Raw genomic sequence first — 20,753 nt, forward strand, 5'->3', positions numbered from 1 at the left:
TCAGGCGTCCTTTCCATACCAGAACGCATCCGGCATAAAAACGCCGAGAAAGCTGGTCGGGTCGAAGCCGTAGAGCCCTTTCTCCGGTACATTCTGGAGGCTGGCCGCGCGCAAGACGGGCTGGGGGGTGCTGTTGACGATACCGATGGAAAACACCTGCTGCGAATAGATATCCAGCATCTGCGTCCAGATAGTGGCCCGCTCGGCTATGTCGCTGGAGTCCCGCCATTGGCTGAGAAGCTCGATCAGCTGCTTTACTTCGGGAATTTCCGGAGGATGGCCCTTCATTCCGTTCGACATGTAATACATGCCCCAGACCGGCCATTGCAATTGGTCGTCCGAGGTTGGGGCGAGCTCGCCCGGGTTCATATCGGCGGTCGGTATGCCGTTATCGAGCCCCGACCACATGGACATCATGATTTCGCCACCCATGGCCCGGCTACGGAAAACGTCACGCTGGGATGTCCGGATGAACAGCGAGATGCCGACCTTCGCCCAGTGATCTGTGACAAGCTCAAGGATATCTGTTTCCAAGGTGCTTTCGCCCGCGGTTTCCACCACGATCTTTGCGGAGCGACCGTCTGGCAGCAGGCGAATCCCGTTCTCGTCCCGCCGTTGCAGGCCAGCCGCGTCCAGCAGGACGTTCGCTTGTTCAGGATCATGGGCGCTCCACGCCGTTTTATATCCTGGTTTGTAGAGCGGGCTTTCGGGCAGGATGGAGTTGGCGCTGTCAACGGCAAGACCGTAGAACACCGCCTTGTTGATTTCGGTCCGGTCGATTGCGAGCGATAGGGCGCGGCGCACGCGCACATCCCAGAAGAGCGCCCGCCAAATGGCGTCCCCAGCATTGAGGTTGGGCATAAGGCTCACCCTCGCACCTTCCGTCCGCTTCCACAAGCTGACCCTGACCGGAAAACGCTTTTCGGAATCCTTCAGAAAGGCGTAGTCGGAAAAGTCGATGCCGTGTGCCTGCAGATCGCTTTCACCAGCGCCGGTCTTGGCGGCAATGATTGTCGGGGAGCTGATATTCAGGATCACTTTGTCGACATAGGGCAATTGCACCCCGTTTTCATCGACGCGGTGGAAATACGGGTTGCGCTCGAAAACAAACTGCTCGGCAGGCGACGCGGTTGTGTTTCGCCATGGATCGAGGGTCGGCAGTTCCGGGTTTTCGGGCCGATAGCTGCGCGCCATATTGAAATGAAGGTCAGTCCATTTCTTGACGCGGTATTGCTTCATCAGGGCCGAGAGCCGGAAATTGTCCTGATAGGTCTTGTGAAATTGTTTCAAATACTGCGACGGCAGAACAATCGTTAGCGCCTGCGGCGCCGCCAGTTGTGGCAGGAAATCCGGATTAGGCGCGTCCCAGCTATATCTGACCGTCAACTCGTCAATGACTTCGAAACGCGGCGGCCTTCCATTGACCAACAAGACCCTCGGCGGACCCCCTCGCTTCAGCTCCGTGTTGAGCATCACGTCTTCCCAGCAATAGCGGAAATCCTCCGATGTCAGATAGGAACCATCCGACCAGCGGTGCCCCGGGCGGATTTTGAAGGTAAAAGCCCTGTCCTCGACTGTCTCGAAGCTTTCGAGAATATCCGCATGCATGTTGAGCTTTTCGTCATAGCCAACCAGACGGGAATAGCCGTAAAGCGTCATCAACCGGATGTCTTTCTGGTTGCCGATCAGGGTGCGGATGACACCTCCGTTGACACCGGGTTTGCGACCAAGCGCCGCCATATTGACGATCCTTGGTGTTTTGGGGAGGCGGTCAGCCCGATCGGGTAGCGCGCCCGGCTGCGGCAGTGAATAGTTCGGCAAAGGCGGATCCGCCCGCGAAACACCAGGTAGAAAGCAGGAAGCAAGCATGCCCAGTGTCGTTCGCCGATTGATCAAGGCTTCAACTCCCGCATGTCTGCGGTCTTGCGTGCAAGCACAAGGTGCCCGTCGCCCAGATCTATTGGTGTCAGCATGTCGTCCGGTCCGTCGTTGCGGAACTGGATACCCCAGTTGCGTTTGTCGGATGCACCGCTGGCACTGAGCTTGCCGAAGTCAAGTGGACGGTCGAGATCGGGAAATGGAACGGCGGCAAGCAGCGATTTCGTATAGGGATGGACAGGCGCCCGCATCAAGGTGCGGCGTGGAGCGATTTCGACAATCCGCCCGCCACACATCACGGCGATCCGGTCGGCCATATAATCCACTACCGCCAGATTGTGCGAAATGAAGATGTAAGTAAGCCCGAGTTCCTTCTGCAAATCTTTGAGAAGGTTGAGGATTTGCGCCTGTACGGATACATCGAGCGCCGATACGGGTTCATCGCACAAGATAAGTTCCGGACCGAGCGCCAGAGACCGCGCGATGCCGACGCGCTGGCGCTGGCCGCCCGAGAGACCGTGCGGGTAGCGATTGAGATAGCGGCGGTTCAGGCCGACCACGTCCATCAGGTCTGCTACCTTGTCCAGTCGGGATTTGGCGTTTCCGCGCCCGTGAATTTCCAGCGGTTCGCTGAGAATATTCTGGATGGTCATGCGCGGCGACAGCGACGATACCGGGTCCTGAAACACCATCTGGATTTTGGTGCGTAACGCCTGCAGGTCGTTGCCGCTGGCGTCTAGGATGTCAATCGGGCCTGTGTCGCCGTTGAAAATTACGGAGCCTGCGTCCGGCGTGACGGCGCGCATCAGGATTTTGCTCAGTGTGGTCTTGCCGCAGCCGCTCTCGCCGACGAGGCCGAAACATTCGCCGCGCAATACGTCGAAACTGACGTCATTGACTGCCCGCGTCGGCGGCCCGCCATCTTTTGCGAAAAGGGTTTTGCGGGCTGCGAAGGTCTTGGAGACATCGCGCACGGAGAGCAGCACATTGTTGCGATCCGTATGGACGGCTTTGCTCTTGCCCATCAACTTGGCGACATCGACTGGCACGTCGCGTAAGGATTTCAGACGTTCGCCCGGCTTCATGTCGAAATGCGGCACGGCGGCCATCAAACCCTTGAGATAGGGATGGGCTGGTTTGCGGAAGATCGTTTCAACTGGTCCCGATTCCATGATCTCGCCGTGATAGATGACGACCACCTCGTCGGCGACATTGGCGACAACGCCCAGATCGTGCGTGATGAGCAGCATTGCCATGTTGAGCTTGGCTCGAAGCTCGCCGAGCAGTTCGAGAATTTGCGCCTGAATGGTTACATCAAGCGCCGTGGTCGGTTCGTCGGCGATCAGCAGGGATGGCTTGCATATGAGCGCCATGGCGATCATGGCGCGTTGGCGCATACCACCGGACAGTTCGAACGGATATTTGTCATAGGCCTGGGTCGGGTTCTTGAAACCGACAAGGCCAAGCATCTCCTCCGTCTGCTCACGCCGCTCGGCTTTTATATCCCTGGTATGGATCGACAGTACTTCCGAAATCTGGTTGCCGATCGTGTGGAGCGGCGACAGCGATGTGAGCGGCTCCTGAAAAATCTTGCCGATGCGATTGCCACGGAGCGCCCGTATCTCCGGACCGTCAGTAGGCAGGCTGAGAATGTCGATAGGCGGCTGGCCGGGCATGTCGGGGTCTTGGAAAAGGATTTTGCCACTCGCGGAAGCAGTGCGCGGCAGAATTCCCATAACCGATTGACTTATAACAGACTTTCCAGAACCAGATTCGCCGACAAGGGCGGTGACTTTGCCTGGCAGGACACGGAGATCGGCTTTTTTCACGGCCATGATCTTCCCACCAAGCAAGGTGAAGGAAATGCTCAGATTTTCGATCCTCAAGAGATCTGTCCCTGAGATCATGCTTGCAGGCCTTCACTGTTGCGTGTCCCCGGTGCGGGCACCCCCGACGTGAACGCTAGCGCACGAATGCCTATGAGTCCATGACTAGATTTCACGCATCCAGTAGTTGTCACGGCCCTGCGCGAAGATACGCGCGGGACAATGCTTCCAGCCCGGAAGGATTACTTGATGAGATCACATGCGTTGCTGTCGCGAAGAACGTCCCTGCAGTTGGCTGACCTGCGGAAATCATCATAAAACAGCGACCATTCGCCGGTTCCGGCCGCGCGATATGGACCGAACTTAAAGTACTGGTTCTTGCCCAATCCGGGATCGTTGTGGCCGATATAGCCTTTGATTGTCGAGATCCAGAGGCAGTTGGCGAAAATCTCGATATGGCCGGTTCCGTCCGGGCCGGGTTTCGTCATGAACGCAAAGTCGATCCATCCGGAGTCGGGAGAGGGGAGGCTGTTGCCGCGGGGCGTGATAGTGATTTTGTCGGTGCATGCCGAGAAGAGGCCGCCATCTTCCGCGACCCAGTTGTCGTCGGTCGCGACAAGCGCCCGCATCTGGTTGGTTTCTGGCCGCAACCAAACCGGGGTTGACCCTTTATCGCATGTCGCGGCTGTGCCCTTGGTCCCGGTGGAGACTGGCGGGTGATAATTCGTTTCTACAGTGATGAAGAGCTTGCCCTTGTTGAGCCGCACCGCCAGAAACGGGCTGAAGTCGCCTTTTGTTCCGGGGCCGATCTCACGCTTCCACTGCGCAATCACATAGCGATGGTCGTCTTGTGGGATGGGTTCGGCGAACTTGACTGCAAAACCATACCAGACGGCTTGGTCGTAAGGAACGCGAAGCTCGGTTTTTTCCCAGATCTCCGCCCTTTCGCTGCAGTTTTCCGTTGTTGCCTTGCAACCGGATCGCACGCTCAGTTTCAAAGCGCGCGGTCCGGTGCGGGTGACCGCACTCTGGAACTCGACCGTTCCCGCTTTCTGTTCATCATTATCGCGGTAATAAAGCCCGCCGGTGGGTGAAAAATCTTCACCATCGAAAGTATCGAAAAGGGGTGTGTTCAATGGATCGGCAATCGCTGAGACTTGGACAAACAAGGTGGATAGAAGCAGTGCCACAGCACATGTCTTGATCATTGAAGAAGGTTCCCCTCAAGCTTCGGGGGCTTCCGGTCGCGGGAGTTGCGGAAAAGCAGCATCACTTGCTCGGCTTCGGAGCCTGCATCCGGCTTGTTCCTTCCGGTTGCCTCAATACTGCTCATCTTCAGGTTTTCCCCACCCGGCGCCAATATCGTCACCTTGTCCTGTACGCCGCGCAGTTTCTTCGCACCCAGCGTCACCCAGTCGCCACCGCAATAGTTGGTGAACGCCTCGCTGGCGATAATCGGATGGTCGGGATAGAGCCTAGTTAGCCCCTGCAATCGCGACACTTCATTGACGGCGCTGCCGAATGTGGAGAACGTCAGTCGGTCCTTAAGGCCGACATTGCCGAACATCACGTTGCCGACATGCAGGCCCATTCCATAGCGAACCTCGTCGAGGCCCTTCTTCTTCCGCTCGTTGTTCATGTCGGCCATGGCTGCCGTTGCCTGCCGAACTGCCGCCATTGCCGCGCGCGCGGCGATCTGCGACGGCTCCCGGTGACGTCCGCAGGGATAGACTGCGAGGAACCCGTCTCCGACAAAACTCGTAATCTCGCCGCCATTCTTGTTGAACGGCGCGGCGATTGCATCGAAAAACTCGTTGAGCGTGTCGATATAGACCTGCCTGCCCGCCTTTTCGGCAAGGTCCGTCGATTGTCGCATGTCGCCCATGACGAGCACAGCGCGAATGGTCTCTCCATCCCCGCGACGAATCTGGCCGGATAACACGCGCTTGCCAGCATTGCCGCCAAGATAGGTGGTGACCATATTGTCTGCGAGCTTGCCGAGCACCGCCATCTTTGCGGCGATTGCCAGGCTGTTCTGGATATTCAGCAATGTCTCCACCACGTCGTCACCGAAGCCGCCGGGGATATCTGTGGTCCAAGAGCCGACCATACCCTGACTGTTGCCATCGCCGAAGGATTGCACGAAGGCGAGATAATCGGTGGCTCCGATTTCCTTCAATTCATCGAAAACCGGGAACTCCGATGGCGCAGATGGGTCGATCTGACGACGCAGATATTGCAGGTTGTTGCTAAGCAGATGGAAATAGGGGCTCGTGAGAAACCGCTCTGCATCCTTCTCGCTGGTGGAAGCACGAAAACCCTCGATTTCCATGCCCTTGCCGCGTATCCAGGTGAAGCCGAGCGCGTCGTAAAGCGGATGCAACATCGAAAAACTTAAATGGACGCGCATCAGCGGCACGCCAGCCGCCGCCAACCTTTCACAAAATCCTTCGGCCAGAGTTTCGAGGCTTGCGCCATTGAGCGCAGATTGTTGTAGCCAGTGTAAAACCGGGCTGAGCAATGTTTCGGAAATAGGAATCCGGGGGACATCCATCGCTTGTTATTCTTTCTAGCCGTCAGCCATGTCATGGCCGGTCGTCAGCAAATCATTGCGACCAATATAGCGTGTTATCGTGGCAAAGCCAGTTTCACTAAAGTAAAATCGCTCGGTTTCCGGTGAACATATAGTTACCCCTCGGCGGCGTCCTTGACAGCTGGCCCGTAAATCCGCCACTGAAGGATATCAATTGCCGGAGAGCTATGATCTTGACCGACTCTGCCCCGCTTCATGGGAACCTGTTTTCAGCTATCGCCAATCGCTCGGCGCGCGTGGGGGTTATCGGCCTCGGCTATGTTGGCTTGCCTCTGGCGATGACCATCGCCAACAGCGGTTTCAGCGTCATAGGGTTCGATATCGACCCCGGCAAGATCGTCATGATAGACGATGGCAAATCCTATATCGAAGCCGTGTCCGATACGGTGCTGGGGCGTCATGTTGGTGAAGGCCGTTTCAGTGCGACGACTGACTTTTCAAGTCTCGGCGATTGCAATGTCATCATCATTTGTGTTCCGACGCCGCTGACCAAACAGCGGGACCCCGATCTGTCATTCGTCGTCAAAACCTGTGACGCGATTGCCAGAACGTTGAAAGCCGGTCAGCTGATCGTGCTGGAATCCACCACCTATCCCGGCACCACCAATGAGGTGGTACGGCCTGTTCTGGAAAACACGGGCCTGCGTTCCGGCGTGGATTTCTTCCTCGGCTTTTCGCCAGAACGCGAGGATCCCGGCAACCGCGATTTCGAGACCTCAAGTATCCCGAAGATTGTCGCCGGTGATGGCCCAGAGGCCTCGCAACTTATGACCGCCTTTTACGGAGCTGCGGTCAAGACTGTCGTTCCGGTCTCATCCAATGCCACCGCCGAGGCGGTAAAGCTGACGGAAAATATCTTCCGGGCAGTCAATATCGCTCTCGTCAACGAATTGAAGGTCGTCTACGAGGCCATGGGCATCGATATTTGGGAAGTGATCGAAGCCGCAAAGACTAAGCCGTTTGGCTACATGCCGTTTTATCCGGGGCCGGGACTTGGCGGTCATTGCATTCCCATCGATCCGTTCTACCTGACCTGGAAATCGCGCGAATATGAATTGCCGACGCGTTTCATCGAACTTGCCGGTGAGATCAATTCGGCTATGCCGCGTCATGTCGTCGACCGTCTTGCCGAAGCGCTTGATCGCCGCCACGGAAAAGCCGTCAGCCGCTCGAGCGTGTTGATAATCGGCCTCGCCTACAAGAAAAATGTTCCCGATATCCGCGAAAGCCCGTCGCTTAAACTGATCGAACTGATTGAGGCCCGTGGCGGAACGACCGATTATCACGATCCCTTCGTCTCAACGATCCCGCCCACGCGCGACTATATCGAACTTCGCGGTCGCGCCTCGGTCGAGCTGACCGAAGAGGTTGTCAGAAATTTTGACGCTGTGCTGATCGCCACCGATCACGATCAGATCGACTATCAGGCGCTGGCCAAATGGGCGCCGTTGATCGTTGATACCAGAAATGCGTTCGGACGCCGCGCCATCAGCGGCGATAATATCGTCAAGGCATAGTCACCCTCAGGTCGGGTCGCAACCGTGCATCATCGGTCGCGGTCGACTTTATGTCCGCCGTTGTATAAGCGGACGTCTCGGACATTTGCAGATTGAAGAACAGATCATGAGTCGTCTCGACAGTTTCATCCGCCGTCTTTGCGCCCAGCGTGATATCCTGAACAGCATTGCGGACGATGTCCGCGCAATTCCCGGAACGATCATGGAGCTTGGTCTCGGCAATGGCCGCACATATGATCATATCAGGGAGCTGTTTCCGGATCGCCGGATTATCGCTTTCGATCGCGTGGCCCGTTCTTTCGAAAGTTCGACACCTCAGGGCGACAATCTGGTCGTCGGTGAGATCAAGGACACGATTGGCGATTATCTCGGCATCGAGGCAGCGCTCGTGCATGCGGATATCGGCACTGGCCATGAAGATCTGGATGCACTGACACTTACATGGCTCCCCGACGCTGTGGCCTCGCTCCTGAAACGTGGCGGCATAGCCGCCTGCGGATTGCCGCTCGAACATCCTGAATTGACGCCCATGCCTCTACCGCAGAGCGTCGCCGCGAACCGCTATTTTCTTTATCGCCGTCGTTAGCAACATTAAAGCTGTGCAGTTTGCGGCACTAAGTTCTCTCAACCATTGTTATCCCGCTTTTAAGTGAGGCGAGATACTTCCATTTTGCTGCGAACGCACTACAAATATACTGGCAAAAGCGGAGGAGGTTTCGCGAATGCATAGGTATAGACAGAGCGATTGACCGCGTTGGCGCGATAGCAGCACGGCCCGGCGGGCCATCGATCTCAAAACGGGACTTCATGGAAAAGAACCTCGCTCGCTATATCTGGTCCACGACACGCGCCCAGCAAGCCTGGATCCTCTTTGTCGTCGCCGTGTCGATGATCCCCTATTTTCTCTCGTTCGATCTGCCTAAGCAGATCATCAACGGCCCCATTCAGGGCATAGGGTTCGAGAAGCCTGGCGCCACACAGACTTTCATGCGCATCACCTATGATTTCCCGATCCTGGGCGAGGTGGTGTTCTTCAACGGGCTGCAGCTTACCCGCATCCAGATGCTGATCGGCCTCAGCATGGTTTTCCTGCTGCTGGTCGTAATCAACGGGCTCTTTAAGCTCTATATCAATACCTATAAGGGCAGGCTTGGCGAACGGATGCTACGCCGCATCCGTTTCGAGCTGGTGGACCGGGTGCTGCGTTTCCCGCCATTCCATTTCAAACGCGTCCGCTCGGCGGAAATCGCCACCATGATCAAGGACGAAGTCGAGCCGCTTGGAGGCTTTACCGGCGACGCCTTTGTGCAGCCAGCGCTTCTCGGCGGGCAGGCCCTCACGGCGCTCGTCTTCATTCTGATGCAGAATTTCTGGCTCGGCATGATCGCGGCGATCATTGTTGCCGCGCAGGGCATTATCATTCCGCGGATGCGAAAGCGGCTTCTGGAACTGGGGCGCCAGCGTCAATTGTCGGCGCGGGAACTTTCGGGCCGCGTCGGCGAGATCGTTGACGGCATCAGCGCCATTCACAGCAACGATACGTCGAATTTCGAGCGGGCCGATATCGCCAACCGGCTGGGGCACATCTTCTCTATCCGCTATGATCTTTATCAGTGGAAATTTCTGGTCAAGTTCATCAACAATTTTCTGGCTCAGGTCACACCGTTTCTGTTCTACATGATCGGCGGTATTCTGGCGCTTCAGGGTAGGCTCGATATCGGCCAGCTTGTTGCCGTCATCAATGCCTATAAGGACCTACCGGGTCCACTCAAGGAACTGATCGACTGGGACCAGAACCGCCAGGATGTGCAGGTCAAGTATGCACAAGTGGTCGAGCAGTTCAGCGTCGATAATCTCATCGCCCCGAAGGTGCAATCGGTCCACTATGACACTGTTCCTGCGCTCGATCAGCCGGTCGTCATCAGCAATGTCACGGTGCAAGACGACAGCGGCGCGCCGATTCTGGAACATGTCAGCCTGGAGCTGAAGCCGACCGAGACCGTCGCGCTGATCGGGCCTGCGGGCAGTGGCAGCGATGTATTTGCCGAACTGTTGGGCCGACTCGTCTGGCCTGCAAACGGGCGGGTCGCCATCGACGGTCATGATCTACTCGAAATGCCTGAATCGGTCACCGGGCGGCGCATCGCCTATGCGTCGGGTGATGGCTATTTCTTCAGCGGTTCCCTACGCGACAATCTGCTTTACGGGCTCAGACATGCGCCCCTGACCAAGGTTGCCTATGAAGGCGATGACGCGAAAAAACGGCAATGGCAAATTGCCGAGGCGCGCCGGGCGCGAAATCCCGATTTCGATCTTAATAGCGACTGGGTGGATTACGCGGCGATGGGCATTTCGGGACGGGACGGGCTCTACGCCGTCGTGCGCCCCATCCTCGACGCAGTGATGGTCACCCATGACATTTTCGATATAGCGCTTCTGTCGAAGGTCGATACGGTTGCGCATCCGGAATTCATCTCCCGCATCGTGGAACTCCGGCAGGCGTTACGTAAGCGGCTTGACGGCGGTGATATGGCGGCGTTGGTCATTCCCTTTGAGCCGGATGTCTATAACGCGCAGGCGACGGTGGGTGAAAATCTGCTGTTCGGCGTGCTCGACCGCTCCTCCATGACCATCCGGCAACTGGCGGCGCATCCGTTTTTCCGCGAGGTAATCGGCGAGGACGATCTTCTCGCCGATCTTTACGCCATGAGCCTCGAAATCGCTGAAAACGCTATCGAGCTTTTCCGCGATCTGCCGCCCGACCACCCGTTCTTCCAGCAACTGACATTCATGCGTCCGGAAGACATTCCCGAATATGAGACGCTTTTGCAGCGGGTGAAGGGGCTCAGTGTTGATGCGGTTTCGGACGAAGACCGCGTCAACATCGTACGTCTCAGCTTCTCCTATATTGAGCCACGGCATCGTTTCGGCCTTCTGACCGACGCGTTGAAGGCCAAGATTCTCAAGGCAAGAACACGTTTTCTGCGCGATACGCCGGACGACCTGCGCGCCGTGATCGAGCCTTACGAACCGGACCGCTTCATCAAGCACGCCACGCTGCTCGACAATCTGCTGTTTGGCAAGACCAGCTATGGACAGATGAATGCGTCGGACAAAATCCGGTCGATCCTCATCGATCTCTTCGAGGAAACGGGCCAGCAGCGCACAATCCTGATCATCGGGCTTGATTTTGATGTCGGCTCGGGCGGCAAGCGACTGACCAGTGTGCAGCGCCAGAAAATCAATATGGCGCGAGCGCTGCTTAAACATGCTGATTATGTCGTGTTCAACCGGCCGCTGCCATCACTGGATCAGCGTATCCAGTATCAGATCGCTGGAAATATTATGCATACGCTGCATAAAGAAGGTCATAAACCCGCAATAATATGGGCATTGAGTAATTTTTCTCTCGCCAGAGATTTCGACCGCGTTATCGTGTTTGATCATGGACGGGTGGTTCAGGATGGCACCTATGAGGCGCTGATGCAGGAGGATGGACCGCTTAAGGATTTGCTGTCGTAAGGCGGGATGAAAGGGAAGATCGATGTTGTTGAAGGATGAAGTCGAAATGCTGCGGCGCATGCCGTTCTTTGCTGGTATAGAACCGGCGAAGCTAAAGCTTCTCGCCTTCACCTCTGAGCGCGTGACTTTCAAGCCCGGTGAGACGCTGTTCCATCAGGGCGACATATCCGATGCCGCCTATGTGATCCTTCTGGGTGGTGCGGATATTCTGGTCGATTCACCGGGCGGCCCCATTAAGGTTGCCGATGCACAGCCCAATTCCATCGTCGGAGAAATTGGCATTTTGTGCGATATGGGGCGCACCGCGACGGTGAGAGCAGCGACGCCTTTGGAGACCTTGCGCATCAGCAAGGAGCATTTTACGAAAATCCTCGGTGACTATCCGGAAATGGCCATCACGATCATGCGGGAATTGGCGAAGCGGCTCGGCCAGACCACCGCAGAACTGACGCAGGAGCGTAGCCGCAACCAGAATATGCACTAATTGAAAGAAGGTTTTGGCGCGATGCTGGCGGTCCGAAACATCGCTCTGTTCATTTGGCTGTCGCGGAGTTGATAATAGTTTAATCCGCTGGCGGACGATGATTGTATCGTGGAATAAGCTGGCTTTGTTAAATCCCTTTCGTAAGTTACTATCGAGTGAGCCAGCCGCGTTCTGAAAAACTTCTTTGTTAGATGAGTAGGAACGCCTAAGCCAAACGCTGAAAAGCATTTGTCAAATGGCCAGCGGACTAAACTATTGAAAAGCTTTTACTTCATCATTGAATGCAGCGTTGCGGGGGAGTTTTATGAGGCCGTTTCGCGCAGTTGTACTGGTATTTTCGGTGGTTGTGGGATGTGCCGGGCCTCGCGCTGTCACTGGATTGGGTACGGCTGAGCAGTCTTATTCGCGGTCAGGCGATGTGGTTCCTCTCATGGTTGCTACGGTTCGGGATCGTTCAGACGACCCAGAAATCGCCTATACACGCGCGCGTTCGGATGCGCTGAAGTTCTCCACCATAGATGTTCGCATTCCACACAATCACCGGCCCGGATCGGTGGAAACGTCTGCGTCCAGGCCAGATCCCCGACGGCAGTTCAGCGCAACCAACTATTTGAGCCTTCCAAATGGAGAGGCCATGGTTCGTGAAATCAACCGGCGATTATCCGAGCGGCCTGCATCGCAGCGCGAAGTGTTTATCTTCGTTCACGGCTATAATAACAATTTCGCAGAGGGGCTTTTTCGCAACGCTCAGATCGTGCATGACTATGACGTTGGGTCTTTACCCGTTTATTTTTCATGGGCTTCAGCCGGTGCACTGACACGTTATCTGTATGATCGTGACAGCGCGCTCATTGCCAGAGATGGACTGGCTGAGACGCTTCAACTTGTGGCGCGCTCAAAGGCGACCGGGATCATTGTCGTCGGTCATTCAATGGGGGCGGTTGTCGTGATGGAAGCGCTGAGAACCCTTTCCATCCGCGATCAGAGAAAGGTGCTTGAGCGGATCAAGGGGGTGCTTCTTGCTGCGCCAGACCTCGACCCCGATCTCTTCAGAAGCCAGGTGAATGATATTAGTCATTTGCCGCGACCTTTCACTATCGTTGTTTCGCGTCGGGACCGCGCCCTCGATATTTCGCGCCGATTGACTGGAGGCGAGCCTCGTGTTGGGAGCGGCGCTGATATAGCGTTCCTGCAAAACAAGGACATTCAGGTTCTTGATGTCTCGCAGGTGGATCGTGGTGGGCACACCCTGTTCGCCAGTTCTGACACACTGATCAAGCTTCTGGGATCGGGTAACTTCTTGCGTCAGTTCTTGACTGATGAATATGCAAGTATGGACGATGCATTTGCCGTGGCGGGGCAGGGCACACTGGAACAAGCTTCGCTGGTGCTTTATCTGCCAGCCAGGATGATCAAGCGCCTCGCCAATCGATAGAAGAATTTCGAGGGACGCCGCCAGAGCTTTTATACGCTCTTGAAATTGATATGAATTGCAGCTGCGAACTCAATTTTCACACACTGATATTTAAATTGGCGGTCGCCATGAGTGTCGATAACTTTAAACTTGTAGCAGTCATGGCGCCTTGTTATTATCGACTTACTTTACTGCCTTGCCCAGTTTTTACCTCATGCGTCAACAGCGCAATTAAGTTCTCCAATAGCACAGAGGTGGCTTTTGTAGATGAACAAGGGTTGGCATGCAGAGCTTGAACTTCGGTTTGAGCATAATTGTGAAGTGACGCGGCTGATGCGGCGGCGCCATGTGGGTCCCCTTGCGGTTCAACAGCCTTTTTATCCTGAGAAAGACGGCAGCGCGCATGTCTATCTCCTTCATCCGCCGGGTGGAGTTGCAGGGGATGATATTCTTGATATTTCGTGCTTTTTGGGTCGCAAGGCCAGAGCTGTTCTGACAACACCGGGCGCCACGAAATTCTATCGCAGTGAGCGAGGCCAGAGCGCACAGACGACTAGGATCGATGTGAGTGAAGGTGGCATATGCGAGTATCTCCCGCAGGAAACAATCGTTTTTGACGGCGCCAGAGCATCCATAAGCACGCATGTCTCCCTGAGCGGTGATGCAGTCTATCTGGGGTGGGACATTTTCAGTCTGGGGCGTCCTGCCTGTCAGGAAAGCTTCGACAGGGGCGAAGTCCGGCAACGGGTCGAAATATTCAGGGACGGAAAGCCAATCTGGTTCGAACAATTTCGCCTTCGTGGTGCTGCACCAGCGGTGAATGCGGCCTATGCATTTTGCGCCAAACCAATTGTTGCCACGATGGTTTATGCCGGTCCGGCTGCGGAAAACGCACTTCAGGCCATTCGCGAAGCGGTGGGTGACACAGCCAGAAATCTGTTTTCGGCGTCGCGGCTCGAAAGGGTGATTGTCTGCCGCTATCTCGGCGGGCGGATGTCGGAAGCCAAGGCGCTATTTCGCAGGGCGTGGGAGGTTCTACGCGAAATGGGATTAGGAAAACCGGCCACTGCACCGCGCATCTGGGCCACATAACTGACTTTGGAGAGGGTCTACCGATGGAACTATTGCCACGTGAAAAGGACAAACTTCTGATTTTCACTGCAGCATTGGTTGCGGAGCGACGCCGAGCCAGAGGGTTGAAACTGAACTATCCAGAGGTTGTGGCTTACATCTCCGCTGAAATTCTGGAGGGTGCCCGCGACGGTAAAACGGTCGCGGAACTCATGTCCTACGGGGCCACGCTTCTCAGCCGGGATGAGGTGATGGAGGGCGTGCCTGAAATGATCCACGACATTCAGGTGGAAGCCACTTTTCCAGACGGCACCAAACTTGTGACCGTTCACAACCCGATTCCTTAGTGCGTTTCTGAATGACCGAAATTGCTCTTGCTTTTGGTTCTGCCCGCATCTTGTACCGAAAACGCTTGGCGCTTTTCGGTACGCGCTTCAGGAGACGATCATGATACCGGGTGAATATTTCATCGAAGACGGGTCGATCGACCTCAACGACGGTCGCGAAACCTGCACCATTGCTGTCGAGAACACCGGCGACAGGCCGATACAGGTTGGCTCGCATTATCATTTCTATGAGACCAATGAGGCGCTCGTCTTTGATAGGGAGCGAACGAGAGGTTTCAGGCTCAATATTCCCGCCGGGACTGCCGTGCGGTTTGAGCCGGGACAGGATCGTGAAGTCGAACTGGTTGCGCTTGATGGCGACCGGGAAGTCTATGGCTTCAACGCAAAAATCAACGGGAAACTTTAGGAGGGACAGATGGGGAGGATATCAAGGCAGGCCTATGCCGAACTCTATGGCCCGACAAAGGGCGACCGTGTGCGTCTGGCAGATACCGAACTCATCATCGAGGTCGAGGATGACCGTTGTATCTATGGCGAGGAAGTAACCTTCGGCGGCGGCAAGGTTATTCGCGATGGCATGGGGCAGGGCCAGCGGCCTTCAGCCGAAACCGCCGATTTGGTGATCACCAATGTCATTATTCTCGACTATTGGGGCATCATCAAAGCCGATGTAGGTATCAAGAATGGTCGTATCTCAGGGATCGGTAAGGCAGGTAATCCCGATATCCAACCCGGTGTCAACATCATCGTTGGACCTGCAACCGACGTAATTGCGGGCGAGGGCAAGATTCTCACCGCAGGCGGCATCGATACACATATTCACTTCATTGCGCCACAGCAGGCGGAAGAAGCGCTGGCCAGCGGCACCACCACTTTGGTTGGCGGTGGAACGGGACCAACGGTTGGCACGCTTGCAACCACGGTTACGCCTGGTCCATGGGCTATCCATCGTATGCTGGAGGCTGTGGAAGCGCTTCCGATCAATGTGGGTTTATTGGGCAAAGGCAATGCAAGCAAGCCTGAACCTCTGCGTGAACAGATCAGAGCCGGTGCTGTTGGCCTGAAGCTGCACGAGGATTGGGGAACCACCCCGGCCGCCATCGATAATTGTCTTAACGTCGCCGACGAAGAAGATATTCAGGTGGCCATTCATACAGACACGCTGAACGAGAGCGGGTTCGTCAAGGATACTTTTGCTGCCATGAAGGGCAGGACCATTCACAGTTTCCATACGGAAGGTGCCGGCGGCGGGCATGCTCCCGACATCATTACGGCGGCGGGCGAAGAAAATATCCTGCCGTCCTCCACCAATCCGACCCGTCCCTACACCATCAATACGGTCGATGAGCACCTCGATATGCTGATGGTCTGCCACCATCTCAGCCCGAAAATTCCGGAGGATGTGGCATTTGCGGAATCCCGCATTCGGCGCGAAACGATTGCAGCAGAAGACATACTCCATGATCTGGGTGTGTTTTCGATGATGTCATCGGATTCTCAAGCCATGGGTCGCATTGGAGAGACAACGCTTCGCTGTTGGCAAACCGCCCATAAAATGAAGGTGCAGCGCGGCCCCCTGAGTCAGGATAGCGGCCGGAACGATAATTTCCGCGCCAAGCGGTACGTCGCGAAGTATACGATTAACCCGGCGATTACGCATGGATTCGCTCATGAGATTGGGTCTGTCGAAGTTGGAAAGCGGGCTGATCTTGTATTGTGGAAGCCGGAATTCTTCGGCGTGAAACCCAGCCTTGTGATGATCGGCGGTATGATTGCGATTGCGCCGATGGGCGATCCCAACGCATCGATCTCGACGCCCCAACCGGTCCATTACCGTCCAATGTATGGTGTGTTGGGGCGGGCGCTTGGCTCCACAGGCGTCACATTTGTTTCCAAATCAGCGCTTGATGATGGTATCGGCGAAAAGCTGAAACTCAGCAAGCAATTGGTTGCGGTCAAAGGGATTAGAACGGTCCGCAAGAAGGACATGATCCACAACGGTCTTACGCCCAAATTGGAGGTCGATCCGCAAACCTATCAGGTGCGGGTGGATGGCGAATTGATCACCTGTGAACCAGCCGATGTTCTGCCGATGGCGCAACGCTATTTCCTGTTTTAAGCGACTGACGGGGGTTAGCGAAACCAAAGCGATAGAGCATTTCCTCATTCTTTAGAAACGGGGATGTTTACCGGTACATGAAGGAACAAAATATGCAGTTCAATGCGATGCGGGATCATCCTTCTCTGGGGTTTATCGATTGGACGCTGCGCGGTATCGGACAAGTGGTGTTCCAGAACAACCCGCTTTCCGGGCTGGTCATTTTGTTCGCCATTCTGGTCAATTCCTGGATTTATGCCCTTATTTGTGTGGTGGGTGTGGTCGCCAGCACACTGACGGCAATCATACTGAAGGCCGACAGGGGGCTTATTCGTGATGGCCTGTTCGGATTCAATGGAGCTTTGGTCGCGCTTGCGCTGATCGCATTTACCAGTGCCGATTTTCGCAGCGGCGCGCTGCCGTCACCGGCCATGACGATCTATCTCATCTTTGGCGCAGCTTTTTCCACAATGGCTTTCGCGAGTATCGGAGCGCTTCTGGGCCCGCACAAGGTTGCGCCTCTAACAATGCCATTCGTGCTTGTCGGTTGGCTGTTTCTGTACGCAATTCTCAAATTTGATGCCATCGATGCGGGGCCAATGGCGAAACCGGTGTCACCGGAACAGTTTTCCTACGCTGTCCCTTATGTACTCCCAACCTGGTATATGGGGATCGGCACCGCCATCGGACAGATATTCTTTCAGGATAATTGGATCACAGGCTACATTATCCTTGCTGCTATCGCGATCCATTCCCGGATAAGCGCCCTGATGGGCCTTTTGGGAGCGATAACCGGAGCTTTGATAGCTGCCGCATTCGGCGGACCGGAAGGGGCCATTCGCGATGGGCTTTTCGGTTACAATGCCGCGTTAACGGCAATTGCGCTTGGCGGCTTCTTCCTTGTTTTCAGCTGGAGCAGTTTTCTTTACGCGATCTTCGGCGCTGTCGTGGCCACATGGCTTTGGGCTTCGGTAGCCATCTTCCTGAAACCGATTGGAATGCCGGTGCTGACTTCGACATTCGTCCTCGTCACCTGGGTTATGCTGATCGGTCAGTATGCTTTCAAGGCATTGGTGCCCGTCGCTCCGGCTGATGCAAGTTCGGCAGAGGAAAATCTCGAGCGATATCGTGAAACGCAACGCTTACGACCGGAATAGTCGGCTGTATTGCGTCTCGTGCCAGGCACTGGCCATAGCCAGTGCGGGCGCTGTATTGCCGATTTTGTCGTCTTCGAGCGTGCATGCTTTCTCGACGGCCCGCTCAATTCTTGCTGCTCCAGCAATAAGTATCCTCTGGCCTGCCATGTGGCCGAGCGGAACGAGCCGGATTGCCGCCATGATCTGGCTTTCCACCACGCTCCACATAAGGCCGCGCAGCGCATCGACCGGCTCTATATTCCAGTTAAGCGCTGCGATGGCGAAGGCTGCGGGGTAGGTGGCACGTTGTTCCGAAGCGAAGTTACGCGCCCGCTCGACACCGAGTTCCGATAGCAGAGTAAGCAAGCTTTCGCCCATGCGGCGATCCTCAAGCTCGAGTTCGCTGCTTTCTCGACTTGCCCCAAGCCAGTCGTTCAAGCGGCAGAATTCGGCATCGTCGCTTCGCGTCAGTGCCGAAAACATTCGCCAGAAAATTGCCCCGTCAAGCGCAGCGTAGCTGTGTTCCAGAAGACCAAAAACCCACGCTGCACAGTTTTCTTCATTCGTGACGGTGCCAGTGTGGACAGCCCATTCAAGACCACGCGAATAGGAAAAAGCGCCAACCGGCTGGCTGGGACTGACAAGTCGCATGAGGTGCAGCATAGGCAGAGCCGGAGAGTGCACGGGCAAGTCCGGTTCCGGTCCAGCATTATTACCATCAACTTCAGCGTGTCTCTTCGAATGATCCAGCAAGATGCGGCTCACATCATCCAGCCATCAGGTAAAGCCCGCTGAGCGCGGCAAAGCCGCCCGCCGCCCGCATTATCATCTGCCCCGTCCGACCTTGCAGGATGCGTCCTGCTGCAAGGCCCGCACCAATACCTGCTGCGTGGAGCAATGCCGTTGCAAGCGCAAACCCAACACCATAGGAAAGAAACGCCGCGATGCCGATTTCCCCACCATGGGCATAGCCATGGAAGAATGCGAAGAAGCCGACGACGAGCGCTGCAGTCAGGGTCGATGCGTGGAACGCCATGGCGACAATGAGGCCAAGCACAATTACCGATGTAAGGATGACTGGTTCGACATAGGGAAGAGTTATCCCACTGAGTGCCGTCATAAATCCCAGCAGCATGACGCCGACAAAGCTTAGCGGAACGACGACAAGCGCGCGCCCACCGAGCATCGAAGCCCAAAGGCCAACGGCAACCATTGCAAGGATGTGGTCGGCGCCCGAAAGAGGGTGAGAAAACCCAGCGGCGAAAGAACCATGCTCGGCTGGGTTGAGATGTGCGAATGCGGGGCTCGCCATCAAGGAGAGCAGGACGGCAATCAGGAGAGATGTCCTTTTCATTTCAACTTCCTTTCAACAACAATGGCCATGCTCAGAAGGAGCCAAACATTGAACCCAGCACGAAAACCGCCGCGAGCGAGATAATCACGCCGACAATCACAGTCATGACCATGTCAAAATAGCTTGATGCATGGGTTTGTTTGCTGATCTGAAGGAGCAGAAGCACCGTACCATTGTGCGGCAGCGCATCCAGTGTACCAGCGCTGATGACCGTCAAACGGTGCATGAGATCAGGATTGATCCCGTACTGGATCGCCAATCGCATATATTCGTCGCCCAGCGCATTGAGTGCGATGGCCATGCCGCCGGATGCTGTTCCGGTGAGGGCCGCCAGCGCATTCATGGCGACAACCAGAGAGACAAGCGGACCGCCCGGCACCTCAAGCACCGCATCGCGAACCACGGCAAAAGCAGGCATCGCTGCCACAACTGCACCGAACCCGACGAGGCTCGCTATGGTGAGAATGGGCAGAACAGAGGAGTTGGCGCCTGCGTCGAGGCTTTCGCGGATCGCCCGAAGGCGGCGAAAATTGACCGCTATAAGGGTCAAAATGGCGGCCGCTAGTGCAATAAGCACCGCCCACAAACCTATTGATGATCCGACATCGATTCCCCAAGGCTCCTGCTCCAGAAATGAGAAATCAATACGGGGCAGGATGATGAGCGCCATCAGGAAATTGACGACGATGACGACAAGCAGGGGCAGGACCGCGAAGAAAAAAGGCGGCTGGTTGTCGGCGCGTGCGCCGTGTTCGAGTTCTGCGGGGTCGAAATCACCTGAAAGCGTCGATTGTTCCCTGACCTTTTCCGTTATCTCCAGTTCGCCGGTGTCATCGACATAATTTTCACCTGCAGCCCGCGCCTTGGCTTCCGCGCGTTGCAGCCACCACATGCCGAAGACCAGTGTTATGATTGATGCAATGATCCCCAGTCCCGGCGCTGCAAAGGTCGTGGTTTCGAAATAGGGCATCGGAATGGCATTGTTTGTGGAAGGCGTGCCCGGCATTGCCGACATGGTGAAGGTAAAGGCACCAAGCCCAATGGCCGCAGGCATCAGACGGGCTGGTATATTGGCTGCCTTGAACATTTCCCGCGCCATGGGCACGAGAACGAAGAAGGCAACGAATACGCTGACGCCGCCATAGGTGACGACTGCCGATGCCAGCACGACGGATAGCATCGTGCGTTTTACGCCGAGTTTTTCCGTCAGATATCGTGCAATCGAGGTGATGGAGCCGCTATCATCCATCAGCTTTCCAAAAATACCACCCAGGAGAAAAAGTGGAAACCACCGTCCCACGAAACTGGCAGTCCCGCCCATGAAGGTCGATGTCCAGTTTGCCAGAAGAGGCTCCCCGGAAATGAGCGCGGCGAGAAGAGCAGCTACAGGAGAAAGCAGAAGCACACTCCAGCCGCGATAGGCAAACCACATGAGTAGCGCTAGTCCCAGCAGTATTCCAAGCAACCCCATGCTATCTGACCCCTCAGCCGATGTTGGAGAGAATGCATTCGG

Annotated in this window: 17 protein-coding genes; 10 read left to right on the top strand and 7 right to left on the bottom strand. The window is 55.8% G+C overall.

The window, feature by feature from the left end:
- The 4 genes from D8666_RS10415 to D8666_RS10430 form a co-directional block, all read right to left on the bottom strand.
- Entirely contained in the window at positions 1-1,896 is a 1,896-nt protein-coding gene (locus D8666_RS10415; protein WP_235858930.1) for an ABC transporter substrate-binding protein, read from the bottom strand.
- Positions 1,893-3,785, bottom strand: a complete 1,893-nt coding sequence (locus D8666_RS10420) for an ABC transporter ATP-binding protein (RefSeq protein WP_121537692.1) — start codon at positions 3,783-3,785, stop codon at positions 1,893-1,895. Before D8666_RS10420 ends, D8666_RS10415 begins: the two co-directional genes overlap by 4 nt.
- A gap of 161 nt (positions 3,786-3,946) precedes the next feature.
- The gene (locus D8666_RS10425) at positions 3,947-4,912 is read right to left on the bottom strand and encodes a polysaccharide lyase family 20 protein (RefSeq protein WP_121537694.1); all 966 of its coding nucleotides are present in this window, start codon (positions 4,910-4,912) and stop codon (positions 3,947-3,949) included.
- Positions 4,909-6,258 carry an adenylate/guanylate cyclase domain-containing protein gene (locus tag D8666_RS10430; RefSeq protein ID WP_109366135.1) on the bottom strand — a complete coding sequence of 450 codons (1,350 nt, stop codon included), beginning with the start codon at positions 6,256-6,258 and terminating at the stop codon, positions 4,909-4,911. The genes D8666_RS10425 and D8666_RS10430 overlap by 4 nt, the downstream gene beginning before the upstream one ends.
- 212 nt (positions 6,259-6,470) lie before the next feature.
- Here D8666_RS10430 and D8666_RS10435 point away from each other — a divergent pair, with 212 nt between their 5' ends.
- From D8666_RS10435 to D8666_RS10480, 10 genes are all read left to right on the top strand, one after another.
- A complete protein-coding gene (locus tag D8666_RS10435; protein ID WP_371830804.1) occupies positions 6,471-7,814 on the top strand; it encodes a nucleotide sugar dehydrogenase in 1,344 nt (447 codons plus the stop codon).
- A 106-nt stretch (positions 7,815-7,920) separates the two neighbouring features.
- Complete coding sequence (locus D8666_RS10440) at positions 7,921-8,400, top strand: class I SAM-dependent methyltransferase (protein ID WP_109366133.1); 480 nt, start codon at positions 7,921-7,923, stop codon at positions 8,398-8,400.
- Between the two features lie 221 nt (positions 8,401-8,621).
- Entirely contained in the window at positions 8,622-11,336 is a 2,715-nt protein-coding gene (locus D8666_RS10445; protein ID WP_121537698.1) for an ABC transporter transmembrane domain-containing protein, read from the top strand.
- A gap of 22 nt (positions 11,337-11,358) precedes the next feature.
- On the top strand, positions 11,359-11,820 hold the full coding sequence (locus D8666_RS10450) for a cyclic nucleotide-binding domain-containing protein (protein ID WP_121537700.1): 462 nt from the start codon (positions 11,359-11,361) through the stop codon (positions 11,818-11,820).
- 634 nt (positions 11,821-12,454) lie between these two features.
- Positions 12,455-13,255, top strand: coding sequence for an alpha/beta hydrolase (locus D8666_RS10455; RefSeq protein ID WP_235858931.1), 801 nt, complete (start codon positions 12,455-12,457; stop codon positions 13,253-13,255).
- 246 nt (positions 13,256-13,501) lie between these two features.
- Positions 13,502-14,326, top strand: coding sequence for an urease accessory protein UreD (locus D8666_RS10460; RefSeq protein ID WP_109366129.1), 825 nt, complete (start codon positions 13,502-13,504; stop codon positions 14,324-14,326).
- A 23-nt stretch (positions 14,327-14,349) separates the two neighbouring features.
- The gene (gene ureA, locus D8666_RS10465; protein WP_109366128.1) at positions 14,350-14,652 is read left to right on the top strand and encodes an urease subunit gamma; all 303 of its coding nucleotides are present in this window, start codon (positions 14,350-14,352) and stop codon (positions 14,650-14,652) included.
- 100 nt (positions 14,653-14,752) lie between these two features.
- Entirely contained in the window at positions 14,753-15,058 is a 306-nt protein-coding gene (locus D8666_RS10470; RefSeq protein ID WP_109366127.1) for an urease subunit beta, read from the top strand.
- Positions 15,059-15,067: 9 nt separating this feature from the next.
- A complete protein-coding gene (gene ureC / locus D8666_RS10475) occupies positions 15,068-16,771 on the top strand; it encodes an urease subunit alpha (RefSeq protein ID WP_121537704.1) in 1,704 nt (567 codons plus the stop codon).
- A 92-nt stretch (positions 16,772-16,863) separates the two neighbouring features.
- Positions 16,864-17,907, top strand: coding sequence for an urea transporter (locus D8666_RS10480; protein ID WP_121537706.1), 1,044 nt, complete (start codon positions 16,864-16,866; stop codon positions 17,905-17,907).
- Here the strand turns inward: D8666_RS10480 and D8666_RS10485 are convergent.
- The 3 genes from D8666_RS10485 to D8666_RS10495 form a co-directional block, all read right to left on the bottom strand.
- The gene (locus tag D8666_RS10485; RefSeq protein ID WP_210261427.1) at positions 17,893-18,576 is read right to left on the bottom strand and encodes an urease accessory protein UreF; all 684 of its coding nucleotides are present in this window, start codon (positions 18,574-18,576) and stop codon (positions 17,893-17,895) included. The two genes, D8666_RS10480 and D8666_RS10485, sit on opposite strands and share 15 nt — an antisense overlap.
- A 76-nt stretch (positions 18,577-18,652) precedes the next feature.
- Positions 18,653-19,240: a HupE/UreJ family protein gene (locus D8666_RS10490; RefSeq protein WP_121537710.1), complete on the bottom strand. Its 588-nt coding sequence runs from the start codon at positions 19,238-19,240 to the stop codon at positions 18,653-18,655.
- Positions 19,241-19,271: 31 nt separating this feature from the next.
- Complete coding sequence (locus tag D8666_RS10495) at positions 19,272-20,711, bottom strand: GntP family permease (protein ID WP_121537711.1); 1,440 nt, start codon at positions 20,709-20,711, stop codon at positions 19,272-19,274.
- Positions 20,712-20,753: the final 42 nt, after the last annotated feature.

It is taken from the genome of Ochrobactrum soli, assembly GCF_003664555.1.
GTDB classification, from domain to species: domain Bacteria; phylum Pseudomonadota; class Alphaproteobacteria; order Rhizobiales; family Rhizobiaceae; genus Brucella; species Brucella teleogrylli.